At 60.4% G+C, this 20,891-nt stretch carries 19 protein-coding genes; 11 read left to right on the top strand and 8 right to left on the bottom strand.

Annotation, left to right across the window (positions count from 1 at the left end):
- Window positions 1-281 precede the first annotated feature (281 nt).
- Window positions 282-1,775: a CoA-acylating methylmalonate-semialdehyde dehydrogenase gene (locus tag JMN22_RS22755; protein WP_030138066.1), complete on the bottom strand. Its 1,494-nt coding sequence runs from the start codon at window positions 1,773-1,775 to the stop codon at window positions 282-284.
- 61 nt (window positions 1,776-1,836) lie between these two features.
- Complete coding sequence (locus tag JMN22_RS22750; RefSeq protein ID WP_030138065.1) at window positions 1,837-3,186, bottom strand: aspartate aminotransferase family protein; 1,350 nt, start codon at window positions 3,184-3,186, stop codon at window positions 1,837-1,839.
- A gap of 122 nt (window positions 3,187-3,308) precedes the next feature.
- On the opposite strand from JMN22_RS22750, the gene JMN22_RS22745 reads away from it, so the two are divergent.
- The 5 genes from JMN22_RS22745 to JMN22_RS22725 all read left to right on the top strand — a co-directional run bounded on the left by JMN22_RS22745 (window position 3,309) and on the right by JMN22_RS22725 (window position 8,266).
- On the top strand, window positions 3,309-4,229 hold the full coding sequence (locus JMN22_RS22745; RefSeq protein ID WP_030138064.1) for a LysR family transcriptional regulator: 921 nt from the start codon (window positions 3,309-3,311) through the stop codon (window positions 4,227-4,229).
- 104 nt (window positions 4,230-4,333) lie between these two features.
- Window positions 4,334-4,984 carry a TetR/AcrR family transcriptional regulator gene (locus JMN22_RS22740; RefSeq protein ID WP_030138063.1) on the top strand — a complete coding sequence of 217 codons (651 nt, stop codon included), beginning with the start codon at window positions 4,334-4,336 and terminating at the stop codon, window positions 4,982-4,984.
- Window positions 4,985-4,990: 6 nt separating this feature from the next.
- Window positions 4,991-5,581, top strand: coding sequence for an IMPACT family protein (locus JMN22_RS22735; RefSeq protein ID WP_198797886.1), 591 nt, complete (start codon window positions 4,991-4,993; stop codon window positions 5,579-5,581).
- Between the two features lie 429 nt (window positions 5,582-6,010).
- Window positions 6,011-6,697: an SDR family oxidoreductase gene (locus JMN22_RS22730; RefSeq protein WP_198797885.1), complete on the top strand. Its 687-nt coding sequence runs from the start codon at window positions 6,011-6,013 to the stop codon at window positions 6,695-6,697.
- Window positions 6,698-6,907: 210 nt separating this feature from the next.
- On the top strand, window positions 6,908-8,266 hold the full coding sequence (locus JMN22_RS22725) for an 8-oxoguanine deaminase (protein WP_198797884.1): 1,359 nt from the start codon (window positions 6,908-6,910) through the stop codon (window positions 8,264-8,266).
- A 118-nt stretch (window positions 8,267-8,384) separates the two neighbouring features.
- Here the strand turns inward: JMN22_RS22725 and JMN22_RS22720 are convergent, their stop codons facing one another.
- Window positions 8,385-9,476: a calcium:proton antiporter gene (locus JMN22_RS22720; protein ID WP_030138059.1), complete on the bottom strand. Its 1,092-nt coding sequence runs from the start codon at window positions 9,474-9,476 to the stop codon at window positions 8,385-8,387.
- A 199-nt stretch (window positions 9,477-9,675) separates the two neighbouring features.
- On the opposite strand from JMN22_RS22720, the gene JMN22_RS22715 reads away from it, so the two are divergent.
- Window positions 9,676-10,629 carry an adenosine deaminase gene (locus JMN22_RS22715; RefSeq protein WP_030138058.1) on the top strand — a complete coding sequence of 318 codons (954 nt, stop codon included), beginning with the start codon at window positions 9,676-9,678 and terminating at the stop codon, window positions 10,627-10,629.
- A gap of 118 nt (window positions 10,630-10,747) precedes the next feature.
- Here JMN22_RS22715 and JMN22_RS22710 read toward each other — a convergent pair whose 3' ends face one another.
- The gene (locus tag JMN22_RS22710; protein WP_198797883.1) at window positions 10,748-12,130 is read right to left on the bottom strand and encodes an MFS transporter; all 1,383 of its coding nucleotides are present in this window, start codon (window positions 12,128-12,130) and stop codon (window positions 10,748-10,750) included.
- An 86-nt stretch (window positions 12,131-12,216) separates the two neighbouring features.
- Entirely contained in the window at window positions 12,217-12,951 is a 735-nt protein-coding gene (locus JMN22_RS22705; protein WP_198797882.1) for an ArsR/SmtB family transcription factor, read from the bottom strand.
- 398 nt (window positions 12,952-13,349) lie between these two features.
- Here JMN22_RS22705 and JMN22_RS22700 point away from each other — a divergent pair, with 398 nt between their 5' ends.
- Both JMN22_RS22700 and JMN22_RS22695 read left to right on the top strand, forming a co-directional pair.
- Complete coding sequence (locus JMN22_RS22700) at window positions 13,350-14,363, top strand: zinc-binding alcohol dehydrogenase family protein (RefSeq protein WP_198797881.1); 1,014 nt, start codon at window positions 13,350-13,352, stop codon at window positions 14,361-14,363.
- A 157-nt stretch (window positions 14,364-14,520) separates the two neighbouring features.
- On the top strand, window positions 14,521-14,691 hold the full coding sequence (locus JMN22_RS22695; RefSeq protein ID WP_181287283.1) for a hypothetical protein: 171 nt from the start codon (window positions 14,521-14,523) through the stop codon (window positions 14,689-14,691).
- A 1-nt stretch (window position 14,692) separates the two neighbouring features.
- Here the strand turns inward: JMN22_RS22695 and JMN22_RS22690 are convergent, their stop codons facing one another.
- Window positions 14,693-15,895, bottom strand: coding sequence for a multidrug effflux MFS transporter (locus JMN22_RS22690; protein ID WP_198797880.1), 1,203 nt, complete (start codon window positions 15,893-15,895; stop codon window positions 14,693-14,695).
- A gap of 94 nt (window positions 15,896-15,989) precedes the next feature.
- Window positions 15,990-16,187: a heavy-metal-associated domain-containing protein gene (locus tag JMN22_RS22685; protein ID WP_030138053.1), complete on the bottom strand. Its 198-nt coding sequence runs from the start codon at window positions 16,185-16,187 to the stop codon at window positions 15,990-15,992.
- A 147-nt stretch (window positions 16,188-16,334) separates the two neighbouring features.
- On the opposite strand from JMN22_RS22685, the gene JMN22_RS22680 reads away from it, so the two are divergent.
- From JMN22_RS22680 to cueR, 3 genes are all read left to right on the top strand, one after another.
- Window positions 16,335-16,718 (top strand): hypothetical protein, encoded by a 384-nt coding sequence (locus JMN22_RS22680; RefSeq protein ID WP_030138052.1) that lies wholly within the window; start codon window positions 16,335-16,337, stop codon window positions 16,716-16,718.
- A gap of 192 nt (window positions 16,719-16,910) precedes the next feature.
- Window positions 16,911-19,304: a heavy metal translocating P-type ATPase gene (locus JMN22_RS22675; RefSeq protein ID WP_198797879.1), complete on the top strand. Its 2,394-nt coding sequence runs from the start codon at window positions 16,911-16,913 to the stop codon at window positions 19,302-19,304.
- On the top strand, window positions 19,301-19,696 hold the full coding sequence (gene cueR, locus JMN22_RS22670) for a Cu(I)-responsive transcriptional regulator (protein WP_030138050.1): 396 nt from the start codon (window positions 19,301-19,303) through the stop codon (window positions 19,694-19,696). The genes JMN22_RS22675 and cueR overlap by 4 nt, the downstream gene beginning before the upstream one ends.
- 174 nt (window positions 19,697-19,870) lie before the next feature.
- Here the strand turns inward: cueR and JMN22_RS22665 are convergent, their stop codons facing one another.
- Complete coding sequence (locus JMN22_RS22665; protein WP_030138049.1) at window positions 19,871-20,764, bottom strand: PA4780 family RIO1-like protein kinase; 894 nt, start codon at window positions 20,762-20,764, stop codon at window positions 19,871-19,873.
- Window positions 20,765-20,891 lie beyond the last annotated feature (127 nt).

The following is a 20,891-nucleotide window of genomic DNA, read 5'->3' as shown; positions in this document are numbered from 1 at the left end:
CCGCTTTCGACCGAGAGGATCGAATCGCCAATAGAGCCAAACAACACCGCCCTATCAACTCCTTCAACGCTTCGATGAACTGAAGCGCCTGACCTATCGAAACCTACTTAACTCATTGAAACTCAAGAAGTTTTCCGTTTCGACTGCGCCGGAAGTGGGGCGAATTATAGACACCTGGAATCTGCCGTCAACCGTTATTTTCATAATTCTGTCATATCAGTCAAAAAAGCCCTTAAACGCAGAAGCCGACACCCAAAGGTGCCGGCTTCTTCACTTATCAATTACAGGCTGGGAAATGCGAATTGTGAAGCCTCGTGGCTGGCACGCTGCGGCCAGCGCTGGGTAATCGCCTTGCGACGGGTATAGAAGCGCACGCCATCCGGGCCATAGGCATGCAGGTCGCCAAACAGCGAACGCTTCCAACCACCAAAGCTGTGATAAGCAACAGGCACCGGCAACGGTACGTTGACGCCTACCATGCCGACTTCAATCTCATCACAGAACAGCCGCGCAGCTTCGCCGTCACGGGTGAAGATACAGGTGCCGTTGCCATACTCGTGATCGTTGATCAGTTGCATCGCCTCTTCGAGGCTATTGACCCTGACGAGACACAGCACCGGTCCGAAGATCTCTTCCTTATAGATACGCATCTCGGGCGTCACGCGATCGAAGAGGCAACCGCCGAGGAAGAAGCCCTCTTCATGCCCTGCCACACTCAAGCCGCGACCGTCGACAACCAGCGAGGCCCCCGCCGATACGCCTTCTTCTATATAGCCACTGACCTTGTCGCGATGCTGACCAGTAACAAGCGGCCCCATGTCCAGCCCACACGAAGTCCCCGCGCCGATCTTCAGCGCCTTGATCTGCGGCACCAGCTTGGCCACCAGCGCATCCGCCACCTGATCGCCGACACACACCGCCACCGAAATCGCCATGCAACGCTCGCCGCACGAACCGTACGCGGCACCCATCAACGCGCTGACGGCATTGTCCAGGTCAGCATCAGGCATCAGCACCGCATGGTTCTTCGCCCCGCCCAATGCCTGCACACGCTTGCCGCGGCGAGTACCCTCGGCATAGATGTATTCGGCAATCGGCGTCGATCCGACAAAACTCAGCGCCTTCACTTCCGGTGCCTCGATCAATGCATCCACCGCGGCCTTGTCACCGTGGACCACGCTCAGAACTCCCTTGGGCAAACCGGCCTCCAGCAACAGCTGGGCGATCAGCAGTGTCGAACTCGGATCGCGCTCGGAAGGCTTGAGGATGAAGCAGTTGCCACAGACGATAGCCAGTGGGTACATCCACAACGGCACCATCGCCGGGAAGTTGAACGGCGTGATACCCGCCACAACCCCCAAAGGCTGGAAGTCTGACCAAGCGTCAATATTGGGTCCTACGTTGCGACTGTATTCGCCCTTCAGGATTTCCGGCGCGGCACAGGCAAACTCGACGTTTTCAATACCGCGCTTGAGCTCACCGGCGGCATCTTCCAGAGTCTTGCCATGTTCTTCGCTGATCAACTGCGCGATGCGCGACTCGTTCTGCTCCAGCAACTGCTTGAAACGAAACATGACCTGGGCGCGCTTCGCCGCCGGCGTATTGCGCCAGGCCGGGAAAGCCGCCTTGGCAGCGTCGATGGCGTGTTGAATGGTTGCGCGATCCGCCAGCGGTACTTTATGGATCGCCTGCCCGGTGGATGGGTTGAACACGTCGGCGGTGCGCGCGTTGTCGCTCAACAACTCGCCATTGATCAAATGCGGAATGAGACTCATGGGGACTCCAGACGAATCGGACAGCGGACGCCCCAGAGGAGCGTCCTTATATAAAGAGGAATCAGTCGACTTTGTTCAGCACTTCGCCAACCGCATCGAACAGTCGATCAAGGTCCTGCGGCTTGCTGTTGAACGTTGGCCCGAACTGCAGCGTGTCACCACCGAATCGCACATAGAAGCCAGCCTTCCACAGTGCCATGCCCGCCTCGAATGGGCGAACGATCGCGTCGCCATCGCGCGGTGCGATCTGGATCGCCCCCGCAAGGCCAAAGTTGCGAATGTCGATGACGTTTTTCGAGCCCTTCAAACCATGCAAGGCTTTTTCAAAATGCGGCGCGACCTCGGCCACGCTCTGTACCAGGTTTTCCTTCTGCAACAGGTCCAGGGCCGCCAAGCCTGCTGCGCACGCCACCGGATGCGCCGAATACGTATAGCCATGGGGAAATTCCACGGCATATTCGGGCGTAGGCTGGCTCATGAAGGTCTGATAGATTTCGGAACTGGCGATCACAGCCCCCATGGGAATCGCGCCATTAGTGACTTGCTTGGCGATGCACATCAGGTCCGGCGTTACACCAAAACTGTCGGCGCCAAACATCGAGCCGGTACGACCAAAACCCGTAATCACTTCGTCAAACACCAGCAGGATGTTGTGCTGATCGCAGATTTCCCGCAGGCGCTTGAGGTATCCCTCTGGCGGCACCAGGACACCGGCGGACCCTGCCATAGGTTCGACAAACACCGCGGCGATATTCGAAGCGTCGTGCAACTCGATCAGCTTCAACAGTTCATCGGCCAAGGCGATCCCCCCCTCCTTCGGCATGCCACGGGAGAACGCATTGCCGGCAAGCAGGGTGTGGGGCAAATGATCGACGTCCATCATGGCCTGGCCGAACAATTTGCGGTTACCGCTGACGCCGCCCAGGCTGGTGCCGGCGATGTTCACGCCGTGATAACCGCGGGCCCGTCCGATCATCTTGGTCTTGGTGGCCTGCCCCTTGAGGCGCCAGTAAGCGCGAACCATTTTCACAGCGGTATCGGCGCATTCGGACCCGGAGTCGGTGAAGAACACATGGTTGAGATTGCCCGGGGTCAGGCTGGTGATTTTTTCCGCCAACTGGAACGACAGTGGATGCCCATATTGGAATCCCGGCGAATAATCGAGGGTGCCCAGTTGCTTGGCGACCGCCTCCTGGATCTCTTTGCGGGTGTGCCCGGCGCCGCATGTCCACAATCCCGACAGCGAATCGTAGACCTTGCGCCCCTTGTCATCCGTCAGCCAACTGCCTTCGGCCGCGACGATCAGCCGGGGGTCGCGTTGGAAATTGCGATTGGCTGTGTAAGGCATCCAGTGGGCATCCAGCTTGAGCTGGCTGGCCAGGGAACCGACAGCGTGTTCGGGCATGTTCATCGACAAAACCTCGCAAGACATAAACGGTATGAAATCAGAAGCGTTCTTGCGGCTAAGTTGCCACGGCGATAAAGTCGGTGAAATCCAGCTTTTCTAACCTTCAGTCAGCGGATCACTAAACTATGAGCATTCGCCGTCCCGATCCGCTGGCCCAGGTCAGCGACTTCGATATTCGCTTGCTGCGGATCTTTCGCAGCGTGGTGGAATGCGGTGGATTTTCCGCCGCCGAAACGGTGCTTGGCATCGGTCGCTCGGCCATCAGCCAACAGATGAACGATCTGGAACAACGCCTTGGGCTGCGCTTGTGCCAGCGTGGCCGCGCGGGATTTTCACTGACCGAAGAAGGCCGTGAGGTCTATCAATCGGCCCTGCAACTATTGAGTGCGCTGGAAAGTTTCCGCACCGAGGTCAACGGTCTTCACCAGCATCTGCGCGGAGAACTGACCATAGGCCTGACGGACAACCTCGTCACCCTGCCCCACATGCGCATCACCCACGCCCTTGCCCAGTTGAAAGAACGCGGGCCGGACGTGCAGATCCAGATTCGCATGATCGCCCCCAACGAAGTCGAGCAAGGCGTGCTGGATGGTCGCCTGCATGTCGGTGTGGTTCCCCAGGCCAGTGTACTTTCCGGGCTTGAGTACCAACCGCTCTACAGTGAGCGTTCGTTGCTGTATTGCGCCGTGGGGCACCCGCTGTTTTATGTGGATGACCAGCAACTCGAGGACGCTCGCCTTAATAGCCAGGACGCCATCGCGCCGACGTTCCGTTTGCCGGCCGACATCCAGGCCCATTACCAGGCGTTGAACTGCACCGCCAGCGCATCGGATCGCGAAGGCATGGCGTTCTTGATCCTGACCGGGCGTTATATCGGTTATCTGCCGGACCACTATGCCAATCTCTGGGTCCAGCAAGGACGGCTGCGAGCCCTCAAGCCCTTGGCGCGTTTCTACGACCTGAGCCTGGCGTCGGTGACGCGAAAGGGGCGTCGTCCTCATCTGGTGCTGGAAAGTTTTCTCGAAAGCCTGGCGGCAACGCGCTGATTCTCCGCCTCGCATGGCTTTTATCGCCGCAACACTTGTCGGATCCGCGCCGGTGCGCTATGAACGCATTTGCCCGCCCCCACAGACCCAGCCCGGAAATGTCCATGACCTTTGAAGTTCCCGCCCATGGTGGCAAGCCTACCGGCCGCATTCGTCAACAGAACGAAGAGACCATCCTCAGGGCCGCCGAGGATGAGTTCGCCCGTCACGGTTTCAAGGGCACCAGCATGAATACCATCGCCCTGAAGGCCGGATTGCCCAAGGCGAACTTGCATTACTACTTCACCAACAAGCTCGGGCTCTATGTGGCGGTGCTGAGCAATATCATCGAGCTATGGGACAGCACGTTCAATTCCCTGACCGCCGAAGACGATCCGGCAGAGGCATTGACCCGGTATATTCGCGCCAAGATGGAGTTCTCGCGCCGCCAACCCCAGGCGTCGCGGATCTTCGCCATGGAGGTGATCAGCGGAGGCGAGTGCCTGAGCGAGTATTTCAACCAGGACTATCGCGCCTGGTTCAAGGGCCGGGCGGCTGTTTTCCAGGCCTGGATCGATGCGGGCAAAATGGACCCGGTCGATCCGGTGCACCTCATTTTCCTGCTCTGGGGCAGCACTCAACATTACGCAGATTTCGCCACCCAGATCTGTCGCGTGACCGGTCGCAGCAAGCTGACCAAGCAAGACATGATCGACGCCGGCGACAACCTCATCCGTATCATTCTCAAAGGCTGCGGCCTGACACCTGATCTCTAGGATTACATGCCTTATACCCTCGTCGGTTTTTGCGAATACCGAGAAGAGATTCGCAAAAGCCGTTTCATTACCCTCGCCGCCCCCATCACCAGCCCTGCCGAAGCCCTGGCCTTTATCGAGCAGCACAGCGACCACGATGCCACCCACAATTGCTGGGCATGGAAACTGGGTGAGCAGTATCGCAGCAGCGACGACGGCGAACCTGGCGGCACCGCCGGGCGTCCGATCCTGGCAGCCATCCAGGCCCAGGCCTGCGACCAGGTCGTGGTGCTGGTCATTCGCTGGTACGGCGGAATCCAACTGGGTACCGGCGGGTTGGCCCGGGCCTACGGCGGCGGAGCAAACAAATGCCTGCAAAACGCTGAGAAAGTTGAATTGATCAGCCGCGTGTCGCTGCAGTGTGTTTGCGGGTTCGCGGAGCTGGCCCTGGTAAAACTGCGCACAGCCGAATGCGGTGGCGTGGTGAATGCCGAGCGCTTCACTGCCAATGGTGTGGAACTTCAATTAGCGGTGGGCGAAGAACACATCGAAACATTGCAGGCGCGGCTGGCCGACTTGAGCCGCGGGCAGATACGCCTGGAGCGCGAAACCCCATGATGTACGTCCCAGACTTGCCCACATGCGCTGTGCATCCGCTTGTGGATAACCTGGGCGCATCACGCTGTAACCCTTCTGTCATGCGGCTTCCAGAGGTTTGTTCATTTTTCGTACAGAGCAATCAAGATTGTCCAAATCCACACCAAAAACAAGCGGTTGCAGCGCTTTATCACCTTTAGGAGACAGCCGTACAGGGCTTATGCCTGACGATAACGCTTGCGCACAATTACTGTGGAGCAACCTGTGGATAACCCGTTCATGGCTCCAGCATCACCAGGAGCAGCATGGCTCGCAGCCGCTTGTTCATTTTTTAACCAGGCGTTACGGGGCAGCATGGCCAAATCCGACGCGTGGCGTCACGCGTTGAAACAACGGCTCAAGAAACGCTGTCCATTAAATCCGTGACTTTTTCTTCTCAAGGAAGCACTCATGAATTCGGTAAAAAAAGCATTGATCATCGGCGCCTCCCGGGGCCTGGGCCTTGGCTTGGTGAAGACGCTTCTGAGTGATGGCTGGCACGTAACCGCCACCGTGCGCAACCCGCAGGGTGCAGAGTCCTTGAAAGCGCTGGGGCCGGTACACGTCGAGAAGCTCGACATGGACGACCAGCAAGCCGTCATCGCCTTGAGCCAGCAGCTCAAAGGCGAAACCTTTGATCTGCTTTTCGTCAACGCAGGGGTCAAGGGCCCCGCGAACCAAAGCCCGGGCGGCGCAACGCTGGCTGAGGTCGGCCAATTGTTTTTCACCAATGCCGTGGCCCCGATCAACCTGGCTCAGCGTTTCGTCGGGCAAATCCGCGAAGGCAGCGGCGTACTGGCCTTCATGAGCTCCGTGCTGGGCAGCGTCACCATGCCCGACGCGCCGGAGTTGGCGCTGTATAAGGCAAGCAAAGCCGCGCTCAATTCGATGACCAACAGTTTTGTCAGCCAACTGGACGGGCAATCATTGACCGTACTGTCGCTGCATCCGGGTTGGGTGAAAACCGATATGGGCGGGGAAGATGCGCAAATCGATGTGGAGACCAGCACCCGCGGACTGATCGATCAGGTCAATGCCTTCGCCGGCAAGGGCGGACATCACTTCGTCAATTACAGAGGCGAGACGATTCCCTGGTAACCCGCCGATCTGTGCTGCACACCAATACCTGTGGAAGCGAGCTTTCGCGAGCAGGCTCGCTCCCACACCTGGATTCTCAGCGGGCACTGGAAATGCGTCCGGCAACCTGAGTAAACTCCGAACCGCGCCCTCCCACGGCGCCCCTGGATCAGCAGACAGGGCATCACTGAGCTGGCTAACCTGAACCCATTTTCAGAGGAGCCGGCCATCATGCCTGCGACCCGTACCTGGTTGAAAAACCCCCTCGCCATTTTTACCGCCAACGAGCTTGATGCCCGTGGTGGCCTCGTGCTGCAGGACGGCGTGATCGTCGAGCTGCTGGGAGCCGGCCAGCAACCTGCCCGGCCCTGCGACAAGATTTTCGATGCCCGCGAGCACGTCATCCTGCCTGGGCTGATCAACACCCATCATCACTTCTATCAGACCCTGACCCGCGCCTGGGCGCCTGTGGTCAACCAGCCGCTATTCCCATGGCTGAAGACGCTTTACCCGGTATGGGCGCGACTCACACCGGAAAAACTCGCCCTGGCCAGCAAAGTGGCACTCGCCGAACTGCTGCTGTCGGGCTGCACCACGGCGGCCGACCACCACTACCTGTTTCCGCAAGGACTGGAAAACGCCATCGACGTGCAAGTGCAAAGTGTCCGCGAACTGGGCATGCGCGCGATGTTGACCCGCGGCTCGATGAGCCTGGGCGAGGCCGACGGAGGCTTGCCGCCGCAGCAGACCGTGCAGCAGGGGCAGGTGATTCTCGATGACAGCCAGCGGCTGATCGCTCGATACCACGAACGCGGTGCGGGCGCGCAAATCCAGATCGCCCTGGCGCCGTGTTCACCGTTTTCGGTCACGACCGAAATCATGAGCGCCAGCGCCGAACTCGCCGAAGAGCTCGATGTGCGCCTGCACACACACCTCGCCGAAACCCTCGATGAAGAAGATTTCTGCCTGCAACGATTCGGCCTGCGCACCGTGGACTACCTGGACAGTGTCGGTTGGCTCGGCCCTCGCACCTGGTTGGCCCACGGCATTCACTTCAACCCGGATGAAATCAGCCGCCTCGGCGCCGCCGGTACCGGCATCTGCCACTGCCCGAGTTCGAACATGCGCCTGGCCTCGGGCATTTGCCCGACGCTTGAATTGACGGCCGCCGGCGCACCGCTTGGCCTGGGCGTGGACGGCTCGGCGTCCAACGACGCTTCGAACATGATTCTCGAAACCCGCCAGGCGCTCTACATCCAACGCCTGCGCTACGGCGCCCAAGCGATCACCCCGGAACGGGTGCTGGGCTGGGCAACCCGAGGGTCGGCGCAACTGCTGGGACGCAGCGACATCGGTGAACTGGCGGTGGGCAAACAGGCCGACCTGGCGCTGTTCAAGCTTGATGAGTTGCGCTTCTCCGGCAGCCATGACCCGATCTCCGCCCTGCTGCTGTGCGGCGCTGATCGGGCGGATCGGGTGATGATCGCCGGTGAGTGGCGAGTGATTGACGGACAGGTCGAAGGCCTTGACCTGAAAGGGTTGATCGCCGATCACAGCCAGGCGGCGCGGGAGTTGATAGCAGCCTCCTGATCAAACCACCACCCTGTGGGAGCGAGCTTGCTCGCGATATCGGCCTAACATTCAACATCGATGTTGACTGACCCGGCGCTATCGCGAGCAAGCTCGCTCCCACAAGGACTATGAACAATTAAAGACCCAGCAACGACAACATCACAAACGTCGAAAACAACACGAAGTGGGTCATGCCCTCGATGGCGTTGGTTTCGCCATCGTTGAGGTTGATGGCGCTGACGATCAAGGTGATGAAGATCATCACCGTCTGGACTGGCGTCATTGCCATCTGGAATGGCTGGCCGGTGTAAAGCGCCATCGCTTCCATCACCGGCACGGTCAGAATCACCGTGGACAGCGACGCACCCAGTGCGATGTTGACCACCGACTGCATGCGGTTGGCCAGGGCTGCCCGCAGCGCAGTGAGAATTTCCGGCGCAGCGGAGATGGCGGCCACCAGGATCGCCGTGACGACCGGCGGCGCGCCGGAACCCTCCAGCCCCAAGTCGATGGCCTTGGACATGATCTCGGCGAGTGCACCGATCACGATCACACCAAATACCAGCGCACCGATTGAAAAGGCCAGGCTGATGGGTTTTGGCTCGGTTTCCACCGGCTCTTTCCTGCGGCGCTTTTCCGGGTAGCTGTAGCTGAAGAAATAACTGTGAGGGCCCACCTGCATGCGCAGGAACAAAGCGTACAGCACCATCATCGCGCCGATGGTAAACGCCGAGTAGGTTTTCCAGCTTTCCCGCGGAATGAACTCCGGCACCACCATCGACACCCCCATGGCCGTGAGGATCATCACACTGTAGGTTCGCGCCGAATCGTCGTTGTAAACCTGCTCGCCATGCTTGAGCCCGCCCATCAGCGCCGCGAGCCCGAGAATACCGTTGATGTCGAGCATGACCGCCGAATAAATCGTGTCACGTACCAGGGTCGGCGACGCCTCGTTGCTCATCATGATCGCCAGGATCACGACTTCCACCAGCACCGCCGACAAAGTCAGGATCATGGTGCCGTAGGGATCGCCCACTTTTTCCGCGAGCAATTCCGCGTGATGGGCCACACGCATGGAGGCCGAGACGATAAAACCAATCAGCACCAACCCGCCCATCAGCGCAACGACCTGCCCGCTGCCCAGCAGCCAATGCTCAAGTGGGTAGGCGGCAAATGCAGCGAGCAGCGCCAGCAATAGCAGTTTTTCTTGCTTGATCAACGAGAGCATCGCGAGCCTATAACCATGGACGGGTCATGAGCTACTAGACTGTGACGGACCGGGAACGTTTCGTCCGAATGTGGCGTAGCCGTTGTCCGAGGATTATTGCCGGGACGAGGCGGTAGTGGATCAGCCGGTCAGGTTTTACTCAGACATCGGCGCCCGCCCCTGTAGAATGCCGCCATCGATTCGCTGATGAGAAAAGAACATGTACGACTGGCTGAACGCCTTGCCCAAGGCCGAACTGCATCTGCACCTGGAAGGTTCGCTGGAGCCCGAACTGCTGTTCGCCCTGGCTGAACGCAACAAGATCGCCCTGCCGTGGAATGACGTGGACACCCTGCGCCAGGCCTACGCCTTCAACAATCTGCAGGAATTTCTCGACCTGTATTACCAGGGTGCCGATGTGCTGCGCACTTCCCAGGATTTTTATGACCTGACCTGGGCTTACTTGCTGCGCTGCAAGGCGCAGAACGTCATCCACACCGAGCCGTTCTTCGATCCGCAGACCCACACCGATCGCGGGATTCCATTCGAAGTGGTGCTCAACGGCATCGCCGCCGCGCTCAAGGACGGTGAGCAGCAACTGGGCATCACCAGCGGCCTGATCCTGAGTTTCCTGCGTCACCTGAGCGAAGAACAAGCCGAAAAAACCCTCGACCAGGCGCTGCCGTTCCGCGACGCATTCGTCGCCGTCGGCCTGGACAGTTCCGAAATGGGCCACCCCCCGAGCAAGTTCCAGCGCGTGTTCGACCGCGCTCGCAACGAAGGCTTTCTGACCGTCGCCCACGCGGGCGAGGAAGGCCCGCCCGAGTACATCTGGGAAGCCCTCGACCTGCTGAAGATCCAACGCATCGACCACGGCGTGCGCGCCATCGAGGATGAGCGATTGATGCAACGGATCATTGACGAGCAGATCCCGCTGACGGTGTGCCCGCTGTCCAACACCAAGCTGTGCGTGTTCGACGACATGTCGCAGCACAACATCCTCGACATGCTGGAACGCGGCGTGAAGGTCACGGTGAACTCCGATGATCCTGCTTATTTCGGCGGCTACGTCACCGAGAACTTCCACGCACTGCACACACATCTGGGCATGACCCAGGACCAGGCCAAGCGGCTGGCACAAAACAGCCTGGATGCGCGACTGGTAAAACCTTAAGCCCGGTGTTACCCCCGTGTGGGAGCGAGCTTGCTCGCGATGGCGGTCTACCAGTCGACATCAATGGTGAATGTCAGACCGCTATCGCGAGCAAGCTCGCTCCCACAAGGGATCGTGTTCAATCAGCGACTGCGCCTTCGCTCAACTCCTCCAGCGTCTTGCCCCGCGTCTCCATTCCAAACAGCCAGACCACGCCCGCCGCCACGGCAAAGCACAAGGCGCCCAGGGCGAACACGCCACCCTGGCCGGTGATGGGAAAAACCAGCCCGGTGACCAGAGGCCCCAACAGCGAACCGATGCGACCGACCGCCGAGGCAAAGCCCGATCCCGTGGCCCGCGCCGAGGTGGGATACAACTCCGGCGTATAGGTGTAGAGCACTGCCCACATGCCGAACAGGAAAAACTGCATCAGTAGCCCGGTGCCGACCAGCAGGCCAACGTTGCCGCCAAATACCGCGCTCTGGCCATACAGAAACGCCATGCCTCCACCGCCGAGCAAAGTGATGACGCATACCGGCTTGCGCCCCCAGCGCTCCACCAGCCAGGCCGCCATCAGGAAACCGGGAATCCCGCCCAGGGAAATCAGCACGGTGTAGTAGACCGACTGCGTCACCGCGAACCCGGATTGCTGCAGCAATGCACTGAGCCAGGACGTCAAGCCATAGAACCCAAGCAACGCAAAGAACCAGACGCTCCAGATCATCACCGTGCGTTGGCGATATAGAGGAGACCAGATCTGCGCCAGGGCGGAAAAGAAATTGCCCGGTTGGGTCGCCAGCCTCGGCAGGCGTACGGGCTCGGGCAGATCTCGACGCCCCAGCGAGGCCCGGACCTTCTCTTCGATCCGTTGGAGCACGGCATCCGCTTCATCGCCTCGACCGGCCTGTTCAAGCCAACGCGGCGACTCTGGAATGAAAAAGCGAATCACCAGGACGAAGACGGCCGGCACGGCCAGCACCAGGAAGATGTCACGCCAGCCGATCACCGGGAGCAAGAAGTAAGACAGCACACCCGCGGCCACGAAACCCAAGGGCCAGAAGCCGTCCATCAAGGCAATGTAGCGCCCGCGACGCTTTGCCGGGATCAGCTCCGAAAGCATGGATTGGGCAATCGGGAACTCCATGCCCATGCCGATGCCCAGCAGTATGCGAAACAGTATCAGTGCTTCGATGTCCTGGGCGGTGGAGCAGAGATAACTGGCAAGTCCCCACAACACGATGCTCCACTGGAACACCGGCTTGCGGCCGAAACGATCGGCCAGCATGCCTGACAGCGACGCCCCCAGCACCATGCCGAAGAAACTGGAACTGGCCAGCAACCCGGCCTGGGCGGTGCTCAAGCCGAACTCGGTTTTGATCGAGCCCAGCAGGAACGTCATCATGGCCAGGTCCATGGAGTCAAAGAAAAACGCCAGGGCAATGATGATGAAAATGAGCCGGTGATAGCCGCTGATGGGCAGCCGCTCCAGGCGCTCTGCCGCACTGTAGACGTGAGTGTCCATTTGCCTTCCCCCAATCCGATAGATCCCCGGACCGAGTGTGCGCGAACCACGCTGGCGACGATTGCTGATTGCGACCTGTCTTAGCTCTAGAGCGCCATTTCCAAGTCTTCCTGCCTGGCGAAACGATGAATTTCCTGCTGACCTAGAGCCGTCACCTGCAAAGCCCTGGAATCATTAGGCAAGCTCAGCCAGCCCGACTGCATGAAAAGTTGCAGCAATCCGGCCCCCAAGGCTCCCCCCAAGTGCGGGCGACGCTCACTCCAGTCGGGGCAGGCGCACGCGATGCGAGCGTTGCGATGGGCCAGCGCCTGGATGAACAAGCCGCGCCCGGCGAACTCATTGGAGCCCTTGTGGGTAACGATCACGCGCTGCTCGCATTGCTCGAGCCAACCGGAATCCAACAGTCGCTGATACAAGTCCGCCGCCAACAGGCCACCCAGATGGTCATCGCAAAGCCTTGCCCGCATCAGCGAGGCGGGGGCCGTCGGCGCTTTGGTCGGCATGAGACCGCGTTTGAGAACCTCTGGAACCTGACGCGGTGTACTTGCCAGGGTTGCGCTCGCCAAGGCCTCGACGGCAGCACCGATCTCGGGGGCCGCCAGGCGGAAAAACCGTTTGCGGCCCCGGGTCTCGACCTTCAACAGCCCACCGGAGCACAGCCGCCCCAGATGGGCATTGGCCGAGGATGGCGACAATCCGGCCAGCAATGCCAACTCATCAGCCTGTCGGGCCGTACCGTCCATTAATGCCCACATCATTGCGCTGCGCTTGGGGTCAGCCAGCAGCGTGGCGATCTGGCTGATGCAAGGTGCATGTTCCATGTATTCACTCCCTGTTGAATCATTCGTCTACCGCTCTGGGGCATAGTGACTCCGGACCTCAAGTACTGCCCGAACGAACGGCATGCCCGCTTGTGCCGCAGCCATGTATCAGCGCAGTCGGCAGGATCCAAGACCGTTGAAACCGCACCGATACGTGCGGCCGCTAGTATAAGCGTGCGGCGCACGGTTTCCTGTCCTCCGGAAACCTTTGGAGGCGATAGTTCCTGAGGGAAAAATCTCTATTTGCCAGCGACTATTGCCCGGCACCATTCCTTGAGTGAAAACAGCAGCCTTGATTATCAAAAAATCATTGAAAGAGCCTGTTGTTCCAGGCGCTTTTATCAAGGCCATTAATCGCTAAACATGGGCGCCATCGAATTCAATCACGGAGCCGCCCCATGAAAGCCATCGCGTATTACCAATCGTTGTCCATCACCGATCCAACATCGCTGCAGGACATCGACCTGCCCGCCCCCATCGCCGGCCCCCGGGATTTGCTGGTGGAAGTCAAAGCCATTTCCGTCAACCCCGTCGACACCAAGGTCCGCCAGAACGTACAACCCGAAGGCGGGGCCGCCAAGGTGCTGGGCTGGGACGTGGCCGGTGTGGTCACGGCGGTTGGCAGCGAAGTCACCTTGTTCAAGGCGGGTGACAAGGTGTTCTACGCAGGCTCGATCGCCCGGGCAGGCGGCAACAGCGAATTGCATGTGGTGGATGAGCGCATCGTGGGCCACATGCCAAAGACCCTCGGTTTCGCCGAAGCGGCCGCGCTGCCGTTGACCGCCATCACCGCTTGGGAATTGCTCTTCGATCGCCTGCAAGTCAAGCAAGGCCATAGCAACCAGGACCAGAGCCTCCTGATCGTCGGCGCCGCCGGTGGCGTGGGTTCGATCCTGACGCAACTGGCCAGCCAGCTCACCGGCTTGAAAGTCGTTGGCACCGCCTCCCGGCCGCAGACGCAGGAATGGGTGCGCGGCCTCGGTGCCGACCTGGTGATTGACCACAGTCAGCCACTGAGCGAGGCCCTCAAAAAAGCGGGACAGCCCCAAGTGACCCATGTGGCCAGCCTGACCCAGACCGACCAGCATCTGGATCAACTGGTCGAGGCCCTGGCGCCGCAAGGCAAACTGGCGCTGATCGATGATCCGCAGTCGCTGGACGTGACCAAGCTCAAGCGCAAGAGCCTGTCTTTGCATTGGGAGTTCATGTACACCCGTTCCCTGTTCGAGACGGCTGACATGCTTGAACAGCACAAATTGCTCAATCGAGTGGCCGAACTGATCGACGCAGGCACGCTGAAGACAACGGTTGGCGAGCACTTCGGCACCATCAATGCCACCAACCTGCGCCGGGCTCACGCCTTGCTTGAAAGTGGAAAGGCCAAGGGCAAGATCGTGCTCGAAGGGTTCTGATCAACCTGGCTTGTCGACCGGGGCGAGGGATTTGCTCCCTCGTCACAAAAAAAGCTGCACCGTCAGTCCGACAATTGACCGTTGTCACAATTGCGCTTGCATTCCGGTCTACACTCGAGGCCTTTGCAACGCAGTCTTTTACGTGAGGAGGTCAGCAATGAAGATCCTGATAAAAGAAGTGGCAAAATCGCAATGGCAAGTGCGCCTTGACCAGCACGTCGTGACTTTTCGCACCGAGGCCGAAGCCCAGGCTTTCGCCACCACCCTGCAAGCGCGTATTCACGCACCGCATCATTTCCCCGAATATCAGCAGCGCGCGGCTGGATGAATCATTCCTGCCGACCCGCCTGAGCAAGCGCCCGGGCGTTTTGCAGACGGCGGGTCAGCATCGCGGCGCTCACCACCAATAACCCACACAGGCTGATGACGATTGCCATCGGCACCGCCGTGCCGTCATGCAATGCCGCCACCAGCGCGGCGGCCCCCGCGGCGACGGAAAACTGCAGGCAACCCAACATGGCCGAAGCACTCCCCGCCCGGGCGCCCTGCCCGTTCATGGCGCAGGCCGAGGCATTGGGAATGATGCAACCCAGGCTGGCGATGCAGATGAACAACGGAATCAACAACGGCCACAAGCGCTCCGGCTGCAAGGCGCTGACCGCCAACAGACCGAGCCCGGCAAGCCAATACACCCATACCGCACGAGCCAGCAGGAATGCCGGGCCGCGTTTGGACAGCAACCGGGCATTGACCTGCGCTACCAATATGAAGCCCGCCGCGTTCGTGCCGAACAGCCAGCCGAAATGCTCGGCGGGGACGCCGTAGAGCTTGATGAAGACGAACGGTGAACCCGCGATGTAGGCGAACATCCCGGCGATCGCGATGCCTCCCGTCAGGGCATGACCGAGGAAGACCGAGTCTGTCAGAAGACGCCCGTATTGGCGCAACGCGCCGGATAACGGTTGGCGGGGCACGCGGTCAGGCAGGCTTTCAGGCAACCACAAGGCAACCGCGGTCGCCGCCAGCGCGCTGAATAACGTCAGGCCCACGAATATCGACTGCCATCCGTACAGGTTCACCAGCAAGCCGCCCAGCATCGGTGCGAGGATTGGCGCCAGCCCCATCACCAACATCAATTGCGAGAACACCTTGGCCGAACCCACTGCGTCGCATTTGTCGCTGACCACCGCCCGGGAGATCACCATTCCGGCACAACCGCCCAGGGCCTGGACGAAGCGGGCGCCGATCAGCCATTCGAGGCTCGGCGCATAGGCGCAGGCCAGGGACGCCACGGTAAACAAGCCGACCCCCGTCAGCAGCGGGATGCGCCGTCCGAAGCGATCCGCCACCGGCCCGTAGGCCAATTGTCCGAGGGACAGCCCTAGAAAATAGGCCGCCAAGGTCAACTGGATATGTTTTTCGTCGGTGCCGAAGGCCGTGGCCATTGCCGGGAAGGCGGGCAAATAGAAATCGATCGCCAAGGGACCGAAAGCGCTCAAGGCGCCAAGAATCAGAATGGTACGAAGGTTCATCGGGCGTCCAGTTCAAGCGTCAGTCGGCAGCCCGACAGTCTAGCCGGGCTGCGCGCGCTTGAACATTCCGATAGGTCGCTAACGATTAAAAACTTCAGGCAGGACTGACCTCGTACCCCTCTTCCCTGATAGCCTCGATCAGGGTATCGGCCGGCACCGCACTTTCGACCTTGACGGTCTTGCTGCCGAGATCGATTTCTACCTCCGCTTTCGAATCTTTGGCGTGGAGCGCCTGGGTGATGGCTTTGACGCAATGTCCGCAAGACATCCCTTGAACCTTGAAAATCTGCATGAAATGACTCCTTGGGATTGGGTTGCCCACAGTCTCAAGCTTGCCATCATGGCAAGGTCAAGTTTTGCCAAAAACTGCCGGGCTGGCAATCGGCGCCGAGCTCGGCCAAGCTGCACTTATTGAAGATCTCACACCGGAGGTTCAGCCATGCGCTGGTCAGCGTTCAGCCTGTTTTGCATGCTCGGTCTTTCAGCAATGGCCCCCCAGGCATCGGCTGCCGGAGAAGATTACGGCGTGCTGATCATTTCCCGCGAGCGCCTGGAAGTGGCGACGTCCTGCGAAATCGGCATCTATATCCAGGACCAACTCACCGCCCGGCTGTTCCAGGAGGCCAGCACGTCTTTCAATCTGCCGCCGGGTCGGTTCTCCTTGCGACTCAAGTTGTTGCCAGGCCAGGCGCCGGGTTGTAATCCAGGCATGCTCGCCCCCGGGTCGCAGGAGATTACGCTCAAGGCCGGCGACATTCTGAAATACCGCATCGCCATGAATGAACAAGGCATGTATCTCAAGCAGGCCGGGCTCGGTTACTGATTTTCTGATTGCCCCTGTGGGAGCGCGCTTGCTCGCGATAGCAATAGATCAGGCGACAGATTTGTTGACGGGTACACCGCTATCGCGAGCAAGCTCGCTCCCACATGATTGTTTCTGATTTCTCGATGGCGCTTGACCTTGCCAACATGGCAAGGTTGATCCTGTGGACATCCACTACAGGGAGCCTGACCCATGTCCCAATCCACTACCTTCGATCTGCCGATCTCCGGCATGACCTGCGCCAGCTGTGCCGGGCGGGTCGAGCGAGCCTTGAGCAAAGTCGCCGGCGCCAGTGCCGTCAGTGTCAACCTGGCGACCGAGCAGGCGCGAATCCAGGCCCCGGCGGACAGCTTGCCGGCGCTGATGCGAGCCGTCGAACAGGCCGGCTACAGCGTCCCTGTCCACACCCTGGAATTGAGCATCGAAGGCATGACGTGCGCGTCCTGCGTCGGGCGCATCGAACGAGCGTTGGGTAAAGTCGTCGGAGTGAACCGGGTCAGCGTCAACCTCGCCAACGAGCGGGCGCACCTCGAGTTGCTCGGGCAGGTTGATCCGCAAACGCTCATCGATGCGGTCAAGCGCGCCGGTTACGATGCCAGCGTGTGGCAGGCCGAGACACCTCAAAAAAACCAAACCGATCACCTGCACCGCGAACGCCTGGCCTTGCTGATGGCGATCCTGCTGTCCGTCCCGCTGGTCTTGCCGATGCTATTGCAGCCGTTCGGCGTCCACTGGATGCTTCCGGCCTGGGTGCAATTCACGTTGGCAACGCCGGTGCAATTCATCTTCGGGGCGCGTTTTTACATCGCAGCTTTCAAAGCGGTACGCGCCGGAGCCGGGAACATGGACCTGCTGGTCGCCCTGGGGACCAGCGCCGGTTACGGGCTGAGCCTCTATGAATGGGCGATTGCCCAGCCCGGCAGCATGCCACATTTGTATTTCGAAGCCTCAGCCGTAGTGATCGCCCTGGTATTGCTCGGCAAATACCTGGAAAGCCGCGCCAAACGACAGACCGCCAGCGCCATTCGCGCCCTCGAAGCCTTGCGGCCGGAGCGGGCAACCCAAGTGATTGACGGCGAAGAACGGGACGTGGCCATCAGCGCCCTGCGCTTGGATGACCTGGTGTTGGTCAAGCCCGGCGAACGTTTCCCGGTGGACGGTGAGGTGATCGAAGGCCAGAGCCATGCCGACGAGGCGCTTATCAGCGGCGAAAGCCTGCCCGTGCCCAAGCAGCCCGGCGATAAAATCACCGGCGGCGCGATCAACGGTGAGGGCCGCTTGCTGGTGCGCACCCAGGCCCTGGGCGCCGAGACGGTCCTGGCGCGCATCATCCGGCTCGTGGAAGACGCCCAGGCAGCCAAGGCACCTATCCAGAAACTGGTGGATAAAATCAGCCAAGTGTTCGTGCCGGTCGTATTGATCCTGGCCCTCGCCACGTTGATCGGCTGGTGGCTGTACGGGGCACCGCTGGAAACCGCGCTGATCAATGCCGTCGCCGTGCTGGTGATTGCCTGCCCATGTGCCCTGGGCCTGGCGACACCGACGGCGATCATGGCCGGTACCGGCGTGGCCGCCCGCCATGGAATTCTGATCAAGGATGCCGAGGCGCTGGAACGCGCTCATGAAGTCAGCACGGTGGTCTTTGACAAGACCGGGACCCTGACGTCCGGCACGCCGCGCATCGCTCACCTGGCCGCCCTTGATGGAAACGAAGACACCCTGCTGAGCCTGGCCGGCGCCTTGCAACGCGGCAGCGAGCATCCCTTGGCCAAAGCGGTGCTGGACGCCTGCAGCGAGCGTGGCTTGACCGTACCGGACATCAGCGAAAGCCAGTCTCTCACCGGGCGCGGCATTGCCGGCAGCCTCGACGGACGTCGCCTGGCCTTGGGCAATCAACGCCTGCTGGAGGAGCTGGGCCTGACTTCCGGTTCGCTGGGGGAATCGGCCCAAGCCTGGGAAGCCGAAGGTCGAACCCTTTCCTGGCTGATCGAACAAGGTGCCGCCCCACGGGTCCTGGGCCTGTTCGCCTTCGGCGATACCCTGAAGCCCGGCGCCAGCGCCGCCGTGCAAGCGTTGAATCAACGCGATATCACAAGCCACTTGCTCACCGGGGACAACCGCGGCAGTGCCCAGGTGGTCGCGCAAGCGCTGGGGATCGCCAATGTCCACGCGCAAGTGTTGCCGGCTGATAAGGCCGCCATTGTTCAAGCATTGAAAAAGAACGCGGTGGTGGCCATGGTCGGCGACGGCATCAATGACGCCCCCGCGCTGGCCGCCGCCGACATCGGCATTGCCATGGGCGGCGGCACGGACGTGGCGATGCACGCCGCCGGCATCACCCTGATGCGCGGTGATCCGCGCCTGGTTCCAGCGGCATTGGACATCAGCCGCAAGACCTACGCCAAGATCCGCCAGAATCTGTTCTGGGCCTTCGTCTACAACCTGATCGGCATCCCGCTGGCAGCCTTCGGCTGGCTCAATCCGGTACTGGCCGGCGCAGCGATGGCGCTGTCCAGCGTCAGCGTGGTGAGCAATGCATTATTGTTGAAGTTCTGGACACCCAAGCACTTGGAGGACAAGCGATGAACATCGGCCAAGCGGCCCGCCAGAGCGGCCTTAGCGCGAAGATGATCCGGTATTACGAATCCATCGGTCTGCTCAGGGCAGCCCATCGCACCGACAGCGGCTACCGGATCTACGGCACGGACGATCTGCACACGCTGGCCTTCATCAAGCGCTCCCGCGACCTGGGGTTTTCACTGGAAGAGGTCAGTAAATTGCTGACGCTCTGGCAGGACCGCGAACGCGCCAGCGCCGACGTCAAGGCGCTCGCTCGGCAACATATCGACGAGCTGAATCAGAAAATCCGCGAGCTGGCGGAACTGCGCGATACCCTCCAGGACCTGGTGGAACATTGCCAGGGCGATCATCGTCCCGACTGCCCGATTCTCAAGGAGTTGGCGTCGGGATGCTGCTAGCACTCATGCCCTGTGGGAACGAGCCTGCTCGCGAAGACGGCGGCCCATTCGACACAGATACAAGCTGGCCCACCGCTATCGCGAGCAAGCTCGCTCCCACAGGGTTGAGCTTCCCCACAGGCTGAATCCAGCCATGAAAAACCCGGCCTGGGCCGGGTTTCAGGGTCGAACCGATCATTGCATCCAAGGCGGAGGCGGCTCCTCGGTCTTGCCTGGCGGCGCATCGTCGGCGGCGCGTACAGCTTGGCGTCGTTCTTCGTCCAGCCGCGCAGCCTCGATCTCGCGCATGATCCCGCCAACATCCGCCAGTTCTTCCGGCTCGTCGAACTCACCGGTCAACAGACTGCCTGGGTGCAAGGTGCCGGCTTCATACAACGCCCACATCTCCTTGGCGTAACGGGTGCGTTTCAGCTCCGGCGCAAACCGACCGAAGTAGGACGCCATGTTGCCAACATCCCGCTCCAGCATGCTGAAGGCGTGGTTGTTACCCGCAGCGTCCACCGCTTGCGGCAAATCGATGATGACCGGGCCCGTCGGTGTGAGCAGGACATTGAACTCCGACAGGTCGCCATGCACCAGACCGGTACACAGCATCAAGACGATCTGTGAAATCAGATAGGCGTGGTACTCACGAGCCTGATCCGGCTCAAGAACCACATCGTTCAGGCGCGGCGCGGCATCGCCGTATTCGTCGGCCACCAGTTCCATCAGCAGCACGCCTTCCAGGAAGTCGTACGGCTTGGGCACTCGAACACCAGCGCCAGCCAGCCGAAACAGCGCAGCGACTTCAGCGTTCTGCCAGGCGTCTTCGGTTTCCTTGCGCCCGAACTTCGAGCCTTTCGCCATCGCGCGGGCCTGGCGGCTGTTCCGGACCTTGCGGCCTTCCTGGTATTCGGCCGCCTGGCGAAAACTTCGCTTGTTCGCCTCCTTGTAGACCTTGGCGCAACGCAGCTCGTTGCCGCAGCGCACCACATAAACAGCTGCTTCTTTACCACTCATGAGTGGGCGCAGCACCTCGTCGACCAGACCGTCTTCGATCAGGGGTTCAATGCGTTTTGGAGTCTTCATCAGCTTTTATTCTGGGTCCTTTATTACCAAACACGCGAATGACAGGTCGTTATACGGCAATCCACCCTTCACGGGGAGGGGGTCCGACCTATGAACCCTGAATGCACACAATGTGCCGGATCAGCTC

The sequence above is a fragment of the Pseudomonas sp. HB05 genome, assembly GCF_016756915.1.
Classification (GTDB): Bacteria; Pseudomonadota; Gammaproteobacteria; order Pseudomonadales; family Pseudomonadaceae; genus Aquipseudomonas; species Aquipseudomonas alvandae.
This window is presented reverse-complemented; position numbering and strand designations above follow the sequence as displayed.